The organism is Brevundimonas goettingensis, assembly GCF_017487405.1.
Lineage (GTDB): Bacteria > Pseudomonadota > Alphaproteobacteria > Caulobacterales > Caulobacteraceae > Brevundimonas > Brevundimonas goettingensis.
The window spans coordinates 2,590,158-2,601,728 of record NZ_CP062222.1 but is presented as its reverse complement, the minus strand read 5'-3'; the positions used below and the strand labels follow the sequence as shown (position 1 = coordinate 2,601,728).

The 11,571-nt window shown below is 68.1% G+C and carries 9 protein-coding genes; 4 read left to right on the top strand and 5 right to left on the bottom strand.

The genetic code is table 11. From position 1 onward, the window contains the following. Nucleotides 1–3 precede the first annotated feature (3 nt). The 3 genes from cckA to IFJ75_RS12590 all read left to right on the top strand — a co-directional run bounded on the left by cckA (nucleotide 4) and on the right by IFJ75_RS12590 (nucleotide 5,896). On the top strand, nucleotides 4–2,094 hold the full coding sequence (gene cckA, locus IFJ75_RS12600; protein WP_207868534.1) for a cell cycle histidine kinase CckA: 2,091 nt from the start codon (nucleotides 4–6) through the stop codon (nucleotides 2,092–2,094). Nucleotides 2,095–2,184: 90 nt separating this feature from the next. Next, nucleotides 2,185–3,969, top strand: a complete 1,785-nt coding sequence (locus IFJ75_RS12595; protein ID WP_207868533.1) for a DUF885 domain-containing protein — start codon at nucleotides 2,185–2,187, stop codon at nucleotides 3,967–3,969. An 88-nt stretch (nucleotides 3,970–4,057) separates the two neighbouring features. Further along, the gene (locus tag IFJ75_RS12590) at nucleotides 4,058–5,896 is read left to right on the top strand and encodes a DUF885 domain-containing protein (RefSeq protein WP_207868532.1); all 1,839 of its coding nucleotides are present in this window, start codon (nucleotides 4,058–4,060) and stop codon (nucleotides 5,894–5,896) included. On the opposite strand, the gene IFJ75_RS12585 is transcribed toward IFJ75_RS12590, so the two are convergent. Next, nucleotides 5,893–6,816: a LysR substrate-binding domain-containing protein gene (locus IFJ75_RS12585; RefSeq protein ID WP_207868531.1), complete on the bottom strand. Its 924-nt coding sequence runs from the start codon at nucleotides 6,814–6,816 to the stop codon at nucleotides 5,893–5,895. The two genes, IFJ75_RS12590 and IFJ75_RS12585, sit on opposite strands and share 4 nt — an antisense overlap. Nucleotides 6,817–7,139: 323 nt before the next feature. Between IFJ75_RS12585 and IFJ75_RS12580 the strand changes: the two genes are divergently transcribed. Continuing rightward, nucleotides 7,140–8,987: a DUF885 domain-containing protein gene (locus tag IFJ75_RS12580; protein ID WP_207868530.1), complete on the top strand. Its 1,848-nt coding sequence runs from the start codon at nucleotides 7,140–7,142 to the stop codon at nucleotides 8,985–8,987. A gap of 3 nt (nucleotides 8,988–8,990) precedes the next feature. On the opposite strand, the gene IFJ75_RS12575 is transcribed toward IFJ75_RS12580, so the two are convergent. The 4 genes from IFJ75_RS12575 to IFJ75_RS20005 are packed head-to-tail and all read right to left on the bottom strand — an operon-like array spanning nucleotide 8,991 to nucleotide 11,424. Next, a complete protein-coding gene (locus IFJ75_RS12575) occupies nucleotides 8,991–9,917 on the bottom strand; it encodes an NAD(P)/FAD-dependent oxidoreductase (RefSeq protein WP_207868529.1) in 927 nt (308 codons plus the stop codon). Continuing rightward, on the bottom strand, nucleotides 9,914–11,053 hold the full coding sequence (locus IFJ75_RS12570; RefSeq protein WP_207868528.1) for a DUF1176 domain-containing protein: 1,140 nt from the start codon (nucleotides 11,051–11,053) through the stop codon (nucleotides 9,914–9,916). Before IFJ75_RS12570 ends, IFJ75_RS12575 begins: the two co-directional genes overlap by 4 nt. A 27-nt stretch (nucleotides 11,054–11,080) precedes the next feature. Further along, on the bottom strand, nucleotides 11,081–11,293 hold the full coding sequence (locus tag IFJ75_RS12565) for a hypervirulence associated TUDOR domain-containing protein (protein ID WP_207868527.1): 213 nt from the start codon (nucleotides 11,291–11,293) through the stop codon (nucleotides 11,081–11,083). Beyond that, nucleotides 11,290–11,424 carry a hypothetical protein gene (locus IFJ75_RS20005; RefSeq protein ID WP_263972982.1) on the bottom strand — a complete coding sequence of 45 codons (135 nt, stop codon included), beginning with the start codon at nucleotides 11,422–11,424 and terminating at the stop codon, nucleotides 11,290–11,292. The genes IFJ75_RS12565 and IFJ75_RS20005 overlap by 4 nt, the downstream gene beginning before the upstream one ends. Between the last annotated feature and the right edge of the window lie 147 nt (nucleotides 11,425–11,571).

Here is an 11,571-nt window from a genome sequence, read left to right as displayed (position 1 = left end):
CGCATGACCGCAGTCACACCGGGTTTGCCAAAGTTCCAGAAAACGGGCCTCAGGAAGGGCCGCGGGGTCGATCTGTTGATGATCGTCATGGCGGTCGGTTTCGCCATGGCCATCGCCGCCCTGGCCTGGCCGGCGTTCCGGGCGGGGCCGACCACGACGCCCAGCATGATCCTGCTGCTGACGGTGTCAGCGGTGGCCCTGATCGGCCTGTTCGCCTTCGGCCGCGTCGACGCCAAACGCCCGGCCGGCGACGTGGCAGTCGAGATGCTGGACGCCATGGCCGAGCCCGCCGCCCTCGTCTGGGCCGGCGGTCAGGTGCTGGCCTACAACGGCGCCTGGGCCTCCCATAACGGCGCGACCGTGGCCCTCCCCAAGGGCAAGTCGGCACAGGCGCTCTATATGGCCTTCGCCCAGGCCCGGAAGGGCGAGCAGGGCCGCGCCATCGTCCGGCTGGGCGAGCGCGAGATCGAGGTTCTGATCGGCCTGGCCGGCGAAGGCCGCTTCCTGGTGCGCGAGGCGCCCGAGGCCGCCCTGACCCACACCGCGACCGCGCCGCGCCCCTATGTCGCCGCCAAGGGCGAGGGCCGGGCCATGGCCGCCGGCGCCCCGTTCGGCTCGGCTGTGATCGCGGGCGAGGACATCTTCGCCGGCCGGGCGGAGGAGCCCAATCCGGCCCTGTCGGTCCTGACCGGCCCCAATGCCGCCGGCGACGCCGCCTTCGGCCATCTGTTCGAGCCCGGCGGGGTGGGCGAGGCCCGCAAGCGACTGGCAGACGGTTCGACCGGCCCGATCGAACTGGTCGCCCGCGCCTTCCCCGACAAGGTCCTGCACCTCTATGTCGCGCCCGAGGGCGACAAGCGACGCATCTGGCTGTTCGACGTCTCGACCCAGAAGTCGATGGAGCTGCAGCTGTCGCAGGCCCAGAAGATGCAGGCCGTGGGCCAGCTGGCGGGCGGCGTGGCGCACGACTTCAACAACCTGCTGACCGCCATCCAGCTGCAGCTGAGCGGCCTGCTGGAGCGCCACCCCGTCGGCGACCCCTCCTATGAAGGCCTGAACGAGATTCGCCAGACGGCGATCCGTGCCGCCGATCTGGTGCGCAAGCTGCTGGCCTTCTCGCGCAAGTCGACGGTGCGACGCGAGCGGCTGGACCTCGGCGAGCTGGTCTCGGAGTTCACCGTCCTGCTGCGCCGTCTGCTGCGCGAGGACGTGCGGCTGGAAACCGACTACGGCCGCGACCTGCCGGTGGTTCTGGCCGACAAGTCCCAGCTGGAAACGGCGGTCATGAACCTGGCCGTCAACGCCCGCGACGCCATGCGCGGCGTGGTCGCGCCCGGCGCCGGCGTCGTCACCATCCGCACCCAGCGTCTGACGGTCGAGGAGGCGCGGGCGCTGGGCTGGCGCGACGCCCCCGCCAATGAACAGGCGGGCGGCGAAATCGCCCTGATCGAGGTGTCGGACACCGGCCCCGGCGTGCCGCCCGAGCTGCTGGACAAGATTTTCGAGCCCTTCTTCACGACCAAGGCGGTCAACGAAGGTACGGGCATGGGTCTGGCGACGGTCTATGGCATCGTCCAGCAGGCCGGCGGCCATATCGGCGTGGCCAATATCGAAGGGGCGGGCGCCGCCTTCCGCATCTTCCTGCCCGCCGCCACGCCCGAGGAACTGGTCGAGGCCGCGCCTGTGGTGGTCAAGGTCAAGGCCGCGCCGCGCGACCTGTCGGGCGCCGGCCGCATCCTGTTCGTCGAGGACGAGGCCGCCGTGCGCGGCATCGCCGCTCGCCTGCTGCGTCAGCGCGGCTATGAGGTCATCGAGGCTGCCGACGGCGAGGAGGCCCTGGGCCTGGCCGAGGAATGGGCGGGTCAGATCGACATGATGATCTCCGACGTCATCATGCCCGGCCTCGACGGTCCCAGCCTGCTCAAGAAGGCGCGTCCCTATCTGGGCGACGCGCCGGTGATGTTCATCTCCGGCTATGCCGAAAGCGATTTCTCGGACCTGCTGCAGGACGAGAAGGGCGTGTCCTTCCTGCCCAAGCCGCTCGACATCAAGACCCTGGCGGAACGGGTGAAGCAGGAGCTCCACGCGGGCTGAGGCGGACGAGCGAAGGCGCCGCGACGCTTGCGCGCTTGCCGCGCCGGCCGACTTGCTGACCAATGGGCACTCTCTTCAAGGAGCCTTCCCATGATCGATCGTCGCCGCCTGATGCTGTCCGCCGCCGGCGTCGGTCTCGCCGCCACCCTGCCGGCCGCGGCCTTTGCTCAGACGCCGTCCGAAGCGGACGCCCGTCTCGACGCCCTGCTGAGCGGATGGTTCTATGACGATCTCGAACGCCGCCCGACCCAGGCCACCAGCCTGGGCCTCGACAAGGGCGAGCGCGCCCATCTTGCGGGCGAGCTCGGCGACCTGAGCCTGGAGGCCGCTCGAAGCGACAGGGACCGCGCGGCGGTGCGCTGGGCCCAACTCAAGGACTGGCCGACCGACGGCTTGTCCGACGCGTCGAAGGTCTCGTTGGCCGTGGCGCGATTCCAGGCCGAGAGCGCCGCCATCGAGGCGTCCCTGCCGGTCCTCGGCTCTCCCTATGTCGTCGCCCAGAACACCGGGAGCTACTTCCAGGTCCCCGACTTCATGGCCAACCAGCACCGGCTGGAAACCCCGGCTGACGCGGAGGCTTTCCTCTCCCGGCTGAAGGCTTTCGCGGTCAATGTCGATCAGGAGAATGCCCGCATCCGGGCCGATGCGGGCGAGGGCGTCATGTTGCCCGCGGTGATCATGGACAAGACCCTGACCCAACTCAGGGCCCTGCGCGACATGCCCGCCGCCGACATGGCCATGATACAGACCCTGACCCGCAAGACCGGCGAAAAGGACATCACCGGCGACTGGTTCAATCGGGCCGCCGTGATCGTCGACGAGCAGGTCAAGCCGGCCCTGGGTCGCCAGATCGAGCTGTTCGAAAGCCAGCGCCCGTCGGCGTCGGAGGATGTCGGGGTCTGGCGTTTCCCGAATGGCGAAGCGCTCTACAATCTCGGCCTGCGCCGTTCGACCACCACGACCTACACCGGGGCGGAAATCCACGAGATCGGCCTGAAGCAGGTCGCCTCGATCCAGGCCGAAATCGCCGCCATTCTTCAGACCCTCGGCATGACCGAAGGCACGGTCGGCGAGCGGGTCAACGCCCTGGGGAAGGACCCTCAGCACCTGTTCCCGAACACCGAGGAGGGAAAGGTCGCGCTGATCGCGGCTCTGAACGAGATGGTCGCGGCCGTCACGCCACGTTTGCCCGACGTCTTCTCGACCTTGCCGAAGGCGCCGGTCGAAATCCGCCGCGTCCCGCCGTCGATCGAGATCGGTGCGCCCGGAGGCTACTATCAGGCGGCATCGCTCGATGGGTCCCGACCGGGCGCTTACTACATCAACCTGCGTGACACGGCGAACCGGCCGAAGTGGTCGCTGCCGACCCTGACCTATCACGAGGCCGTGCCGGGGCATCACTTCCAGATTTCGGTCGCGCGCGAGGCCGGGTCGCTGCCGATCTATCGCCGCACAGGCGGCTTCTCGGCCTATTCCGAGGGTTGGGCCCTGTACTCCGAACGTGTCGCCGCCGACGATCTGAACATGTACGAGGGCGATCCCCTGGGCCGGATCGGATATCTTCAGGCCTATCTGTTCCGCGCGGTCCGGCTGGTGGTCGACACCGGCCTCCACGACAAGCGCTGGAGCCGTCAGCGCGCCATCGACTATATGATCGCCGAGGCCGCCACTCCCGCCAACGCCGCCCAGTCCGAGGTCGATCGCTACGTCGTCTGGCCGGGTCAGGCCTGCTCCTACAAGCTGGGGCAGACCGTTATCGAGGACATCCGACGCAAGGTGGAAGCGCGAGGCGGCTTCGACATCAAGGCCTTCCACGACAAGGTGCTGCTGAACGGCGCCGTGCCGTTATCCGTGCTGGAAGCGCAGTTCGCCTGATCGGGACCATGCGGGGGCTTTCCCCGAATTCACTTGCGGTTGTGACGGCGTCGCCGTTCATTGACGCACCCCTTTTCCGGAGCTTCCGATGATCGACCGTCGCCGCCTGCTGGTATCCGCCGTTGCCGGGGCCACCCTGACGGGCCTGTTCGTTCCCGTCATGGCGCGGGCCGTGACCTCGGACCCGGCCGAAGCCGCCAAGCTGAACGCCATCTTCGACGCCATGTTCAAGGAGGTGGTCGCCACCTCGCCGACGGCTGCGACCTACCTCGGGCTCGACAAGGGCGACAACGCCGCCGCCAAGTCGAAGCTCGACCTGCCGACCGCCGAATACCTTGCCGCGAACGAGGCCATGCGCCGCAAATATGTGGCCCAACTCAAGGCCATAGACGCCGGCAAGCTGACCGGCATGGACGCGGTCAATCTGGCGACCGTCCTCTATGATTCCGAGACCAGCCTGATCGGCTATGACCGCTATCGCTTCGGCAACCAGGGCTCGGCCAACCCCTATCTGATCAGCCAGCTGGGCGGCGCCTATCGCGACATCCCCGACTTCCTCGACACCATGCACTCGATCGAGACCGAGGCGGACGCCGAGGCCTATCTGGCGCGTCTGGAGCAGTTCGCGACCCTGCTGACCCTCGAGACCGGGCTGGTCACGGCCGACTTCGGCAAGGGAATCGTCCCGCCCGACTTCGTCATCGAACGCACCCTGACCCAGATGAACGCCTCGATCGCGGCGGCTCCGGCCGAAAACGGTCTGGTGACCTCGCTGGTTCGCCGCGCGGGCGCCAAGTCCATCGCGGGCGACTGGGCCGGCCGCGCGACGCCGATCGTCGCCGACAAGATCTATCCGGCCCTGAAGGCCCAGATCGCCCTGTTCGAAAGCGCGAAGGCCGGCGCCACCCACGACGCCGGCTGCTGGCGTCTGCCCGGCGCCGAGGGCTATTATGATTTCGGTATCCGCAGCTACACCACCACCACCCTGACCGGGGACGAGGTGCATCAGCTGGGCTTGACCCAGGTCGCCGAGATCAGCACCCGCGCCGACGCCATCCTCAAGGCCGAAGGCATGACCGAGGGCACGGTCGGGGTGCGGCTGGGTGAAATGGCCAAGGATCCGCGCTTCATCTATCCGAACACCGATGCGGGCAAACAGACCCTGCTGGACGATCTGAACGCCCAGGTGCGGGCCATGCAGGCGCGCCTGCCCGACTATTTCGGCATCCTGCCCAAGGCCTCGGTGGAGATCCGCCGCGTGCCCCCGGCGATCGAGGCCGGCGCCCCGGGCGGCTATTATCAGGGGCCGTCGCTGGATGGCTCGCGCCCCGGCGCCTACTACATCAACCTACGCGACACGGCGGAATGGCCCAAATGGACCCTGCCGACCCTGACCTATCACGAGGCGATTCCGGGCCACCATCTGCAGATCGCGATCTCGACCGAGGCGCAGGGCATCCCGACCATCCGCAAGCTGATCGGCTTCTCGGCCTATTCGGAGGGCTGGGCCCTCTACAGCGAGCAGCTGGCGGACGAAATGGGCGTCTATGACGCCGACGCCTGGGGGCGTCTCGGCTATCTGCAGTCCCTGCTGTTCCGCGCGGTGCGTCTGGTCGTCGATTCCGGCCTGCACCACAAGAAGTGGAGCCGCGAACAGGCGATCCGCTACATGGTCGACACCTTGGGCGATCAGGAGAGCAGCGTCACCACCGAGGTCGAACGCTACTGCGTCTGGCCGGGTCAGGCTTCCAGCTACAAGGTCGGCCATACGGAGTGGGTGCGTCTGCGCGAGGACGCCAAGGCGCAACTGGGCGCGAAATTCGACCTCAAGGGCTTCCACGACGTCGCCCTGTCGTCGGGCGGCATGCCGCTGGACGTGCTCAAGATTGTCGTCGGCGAATGGGTCGCCGCCCGGAAGGCCGCCTAGCCGGGTCGCACAGCCGCAAGGGCGGCGGTGATCGACGGGTCGTCCGCCGCCGCCTTAAGCAGCCATTCGCGGAAGCGAACGATCTTGGGCGAGCGTCGGCGGTCGGCGGGCCAGCAGATCCAGTAGCCCGGGCTCAGCTCCACGAGCTGGGGGAAGGGCTGGATCAGCATCCCGGCGGCGATCTCGCGCGCATAGAGGATGGGGGAGGCGAGGGCCACGCCCTGACCGCCCAGCGCCGCATTGACCTCCAGCGCCTGGAAGTCGGCGCGCAGTCGCACGGCCGGGTGGGCCACCCCTTCGACCCCGGCCTCGACGAACCAGGCGCCCCATTCCTTCTCTTCGCCGATGCGCGGGGCGGCGATTAGGTCAGCGGGCGCCGCGAGATTAAGCGCCTTCGCCAGGGCGGGCGTGCACAGCGGGGTGAAGACGCTGGGCATCAGAAGCGCGGCTTCCAGTCCCGGCCAGGTCCCGGTCCCCGAGCGGATGGCGATGTCGACGTTCTCGCGCGTCAGGTCCATCAGCGTCGATGAGGTGTCCACCCGCACCGCCAGGCCCGGGTTGGCGATCTGGAACTCGCCCAGACGCTGGGCCAGCCACTGGCTGGCGAGGGTGGCCAGGGTGGTGATCGACAGCACCCCCTGATCGGCGTCGGTCAGGTCGTTCAGGGCGCGGCGCAACAGCAGCATGGCCTCGGTCGCGGCGCGTGACAGCCGCTCGCCCGGTTCAGTTGGAGCGACCTCGCGAGGCAGGCGGCGGAACAGGCTCATGCCCAGCCGGCTTTCCAGCGCCTTGATCTGCCAGCTGACCGCCGCCTGGGTCATGCCCAGCTCCTCGGCGGCGCGCGTGAAGCTTTTCAGCCGCGCGGCGGCCTCGAATACGCGGATGGAGGCGAGGGGAATTCCGGCGAGGGGATCAGACATAAGCCTGCCTTGTTGTGGCATTTCATCATCTGGTTTGCGGCGCCTCTCCGTCAAGCCCAGATTGCGGTTCTCGATAAACCGCAGCGCAGGAGGCTGTTATGGAAGAGATGTACCGCACGCATAAGGAGCCTGTATGGGGATGGGTTTCCGTCCTCGGCGACCTGATCGCCAGCGCACGACAGGACCGTGCCGTGGCGAGGCCCCGTGCATCGCGTCCGGTCCGGGCCTTTCCCGTCCGCTGATCAAACGGGAAAATCGCAGCGGCCGTCTTGCGAAGGGTCCCGGCTTGGGGGCCAATGCGCCTCCCTGAACGGAGACGCCCCATGATCGACCGCCGCCGCCTGCTCCAGACCGCCGTCGCCGCCGGGGCCTTCGCGCCCTTGGTCGGATCGCTTGGGGCATGCGCCGCAGAGGGCTCGCCGTCCCCAGCCGCCGACGCCTTGGTGGCGGAGATCGGCGAGACCTCGGTGGACGTCAATCCGGCCCTCGCCTCGAACCTGGGTCTCGACACCGGCGCCCGCGCCGCGCTCAAGGGCCAGTTCTCGCCCAAGGGCGTCGAGGGCCGCACCGCCGCCATCGCCCGCAATGACGGCTGGGTAGCCAAAATCCGCGCCATCGACGCCTCGAAGCTGACCGGCCAGAGCGCCGCCAGCTTCGGCGTCGTGAAGTTTCAGGCCGAGACCCTCGATACGGCAAAGGGCTTCGGCTACGGCGATTTCGGCTTCGTCGACGCCTCGGCCTATCCGATCCAGCCCTATACGATCAGCCAGCTGACCGGGACCTATCAGTTCGCGCCGGACTTCCTCGACACCCAGCATTCGATCGAGACGACGGCCGACGCCGAGGCCTATCTGTCGCGACTGTCGGCCATGGCCACGACCATGGATCAGGAAACGGCCTCCAGCCGCGCCGACGCCGCCAAGGGGGTGATCCCGCCCGACTTCATCATCCGCAAGGCCCTGGTCCAGATGACGGCTCTGCGTTCGGCCAGGCCCGAGGAGGCGGGTCTGACGACCAGCCTGTCGCGCCGGGCGAAGGAAAAGGGTCTGGCCGGCGACTGGGACGCCCGCGCCGCCGCTCTGGTGGAGCAGCAGGTCTATCCGGCGCTCGACCGCCAGATCGCCCTGATGAACGAACTGCTGCCCAAGGCGAAGTCGGACGCCGGCATCTGGGGTCTGCCCGACGGCCCGGCCTATTACGCCGCCGCCCTGAAGCTGATGACCACCACGGACCTGACCCCCGACGCCATCCACGAGATGGGGCTGGAGCAGTCCAAGGATATCCTGTCGCGCATGGACGCCATCCTGAAGGCGCAGGGTCTGACCGAGGGCACGGTCGGCCAGCGCATGGCCGCGCTCGGCAAGGACCCGAAGCACCTCTATCCGAACACCGACGCCGGCAAGGCCCAGGTCCTGACTGACCTGAACGCCCAGATCGTCGCCATGAAGGCGCGGCTGCCGGAGTATTTCGGACGCCTGCCCAAGGCCGATGTCGAGGTGCGGCGCGTGCCCGTGGCCATCGAGGCGGGCGCGCCCGGCGGCTATGCGGTGTCGCCGTCGCTGGATGGGTCGCGCCCCGGCGCCTACTACATCAACCTGCGCGACACAGCGGAATGGCCGAAATACACCCTGCCGACCCTGACCTATCACGAGGCCATTCCGGGCCACCATCTGCAGGGCACGCTGGCGGTCGAGAATACCGCCCTGCCGCTAATCTCCAAGGCCCTGTTCTTCTCGGCCCACGGCGAGGGCTGGGCCCTGTATTCGGAACAGCTGGCCGACGAGATGGGGGTCTATGCCAACGACCCGTTCGGCGAGCTGGGCTATCTGCAGAGCCTGCTCTTCCGCGCCTCGCGTCTGGTCGCCGACACCGGCCTGCACCACAAGAAGTGGAGCCGCGAACAGGCCATCCGCTACATGGTCGACACCGGCGGGGACGAGGAAAGCGCCATCGCGTCGGAGGTCGAGCGCTACTGCGTCTGGCCGGGTCAGGCCTGCAGCTACAAGATCGGCCATACCGAATGGGTGCGGCTGCGCGAGGACGCCAAGACGACCTTGGGCGACAAGTTCGACATCAAGGGCTTCCACGACACGGCCCTGGGTGTCGGCGGCGTGCCGATCGCCGTGCTTCAGACGGTGGTCGCCGACTGGGTGAAGTCGAAACAGGCCTGATCTCTAAACGGTTAGTCCGTCGGCCTCGCGAAGAGCGTTGTGGATGGCGGTGGCGGCAACGGCCGCTTCCGCCGTGGCCACCGCGATCTGATTGAGGCCGCGCACCACGTCGCCGGCGGCGTAGAGGCCCGGGACGGTCGTGAGCTGATGGCTGTCGACGACGAGGCGGCCGTCGTCGCCGGTCAGAGCCTCAACGCCTTCGGCCAGCGAGGCGTTCGCCGAGGTCCCAAGCGCCGAATAGACGAGGTCGAAGGCGGTGCGCTTTCCGCCGAAGCTGAAGGCCGTCACCCGGTCGTCCTCGAGATGCACGGCTTCGATGGGCGTCTCGACGAGGGCGATTCCGAGCCGATCCAGGGCGGCGCGCTCGGTCAGGGCCTCGGCCGCGTCGATGTGGATCAGGGTGACGCGATCCGTATAGGTGCGGATGAAGGCGGCTTCGCGCACGCCCATGTCGCTGTCGCCGATGACCGCCACCGCCTTGCCGGTCGCCTCATAGCCGTCGCAGATCGGGCAAATGCGGACCAGCGACCGACGTACCGCATCCTCGACGCCCGGCAGGTTCGGATGGTGATCAACGACGCCGGTGGCCAGAAGCACGGCCCGGACGGGGATGACGCGTCCGTTCAGCCGCGCGAGGAAGCCGCCCTCGACCGCCGTCAGGGCTTCCACTGCTCCGGGCTCGACGACCGCGCCGTATTCCTCGGCCTGTTCGCGCATCCGGCTCAGGATGGCGGCCCCGGTGATCCCGGCCGGGAAACCCGGCATATTATGGCTGACCGGGATCCAGCAGGCGCGCGGCTGGCCCGCGTCCGCGACCAACACCCGGCGCAGGAACCGCCCCAGATAGGTCGCCGCGGTCAGGCCCGCCGGACCGGCGCCGATGACCAGAACTTCGGGGCCATCCTTCGGGAAAGGGGCGGGCGCTGTCATCGGCTTCGGTAGGTCGTCGGCCAGAAGTCGGAGACCATGCCCCAGCAGTCCGACATCACCTGTTCGCGGTTCAGGACGAAGGCCTGGCCCGTCCACGTCCAGGTCTGCGCCACGCCGCAGTCGCCCAAGCCCCGCGCCTTGGCGAAGGCCGTCAAGGTGCGGGTCGCGGGGTCATAGGCCGGATTGACCAGCCAGCCGTTGTCGCCGTCCGCGCCGGTCGGCGTCGTCGGGCCGTCGCTGCCCGGGAAGTTGACGACCCGCGGGTTCGTTCCGCCGGGACCGGTCAGATAGTAGGCGTAGCTGACGTTATAGGCACCGCTGTCGCAGGGGATGCCCCACAGTTCGGTGGTGGCGTTCAGCCGCGAGGCGGTGACCGCCTTCTGTAGATATGCGTTGAAGTCCGTGTCGGCGCGGCACTGTTTGACGGCCGGCAAGGCCTCAAGGGCGGCAGACGGCACGGCGTGGTGCGTGTCGTCGTCGGTGTTCATCGGATCAAGCGGCGCGTCGAAGCCGGTCTGGCTTACGGCGGGCGCGGGGACGATGTGGGGAACCTCCGGCGCTGCCGGCACGGTCGAGGCCGGCTTCGTTCCCTTGCGGATCAGGGCGGTGGTGGTGTCCAGTCTTCCTTGCCGCTCGTCGAACCAGAGCAGGGACGCCGAGACGCCCGCGACGGGAATCTCGACCGTCTGTCCGTCCGACGACAGGCTGGCCGCGTGTCCCGCCGCCAGTTGGGCGATGACGACATGGGCGTCCCCACCCGAGAGTCTGGCGCTGGAGGTGTCCTCCGGCCCAACAGAGGTCGGGTAGCTTTTGCCGTCGATGACCACACTGATCGGGGTCTTCAGTTCATCACCCCCGTCGGGCCACATGCCGACGCGAACGGTGGGGCTAGCCGCCGGCCCCGCGTCCATCTGGATGAGAATCCATCCGGTCGATCCGCCGCTATAGGCCGCGCACAGATTGCCGTTGTCGCAGACAGCGTACCAGTCGCGGAAGGTCTTGCTCTCGGACGTCAACGCGGGACCCGCCGCAGCGGCCTCGCCTTTGGCGGTCTTGCCGGGCGCGGCCGAAGAATTCTCTCCGCTACAGGCGGCGAGGGCGAACGCAGCAGCGACCCCCATCGACAGTTTCCGCATTGGTCTTCCCCCCAATAACGCGGCCGGTCAGGCCTTGCGCAGTTCCGACGGTTTGTGTGCGGCGAGGGCGCCGGTCTTGCCGCTCTCGACCAGATACTCGGGGTTCTCCTTCGAGGCCGCAACCTTATGCGCTTTGATCGCCGTCGGCTTGGTCAGTTTGCGGACGACCTTGCCGGTGGTCGTGCCCTGGCTGTGGTCCCATTTGACCGTGTCGCCGGCCTTGAAGCTCTTTTCGGTCATGGCGGGTCCTCCTCGGCTCGGGCCTCATGCTCAGCGAGCACCATTCGCATCAGTTCCACGTCCACCAGCGGCGGCGCCTCCAGAAACGTCAGGATCCATTGTTCGGTCAGTCTTTCGGCTTCCTGGCTCACTCTGCCCCTCGATGAGTCATGACGCCCTTCCGCCAGAGGTAAGCCGTCCGAACGACCCCGGTTCAGCTCTGCCGTGGGCGACTTTTTCGGGGCAGGGTTAACCGGTGGCAAGCGCCCCTTTGCGTGCCCCCTTTGCGCCATGGGCCT

Excerpts from the sequence above, each read along its gene's own strand:
- IFJ75_RS12595 (WP_207868533.1), top strand. The coding sequence starts at position 2,185 with ATGATCGATCGTCGCCGCCTGATGCTGTCCGCCGCCGGCGTCGGTCTC.
- IFJ75_RS12585 (WP_207868531.1), bottom strand. The coding sequence starts at position 6,816 with ATGTCTGATCCCCTCGCCGGAATTCCCCTCGCCTCCATCCGCGTATTC.
- IFJ75_RS12580 (WP_207868530.1), top strand. The coding sequence starts at position 7,140 with ATGATCGACCGCCGCCGCCTGCTCCAGACCGCCGTCGCCGCCGGGGCC.
- IFJ75_RS12570 (WP_207868528.1), bottom strand. The coding sequence starts at position 11,053 with ATGCGGAAACTGTCGATGGGGGTCGCTGCTGCGTTCGCCCTCGCCGCC.
- IFJ75_RS12575 (WP_207868529.1), bottom strand. The coding sequence starts at position 9,917 with ATGACAGCGCCCGCCCCTTTCCCGAAGGATGGCCCCGAAGTTCTGGTC.
- IFJ75_RS12565 (WP_207868527.1), bottom strand. The coding sequence starts at position 11,293 with ATGACCGAAAAGAGCTTCAAGGCCGGCGACACGGTCAAATGGGACCAC.
- cckA (WP_207868534.1), top strand. The coding sequence starts at position 4 with ATGACCGCAGTCACACCGGGTTTGCCAAAGTTCCAGAAAACGGGCCTC.
- IFJ75_RS12590 (WP_207868532.1), top strand. The coding sequence starts at position 4,058 with ATGATCGACCGTCGCCGCCTGCTGGTATCCGCCGTTGCCGGGGCCACC.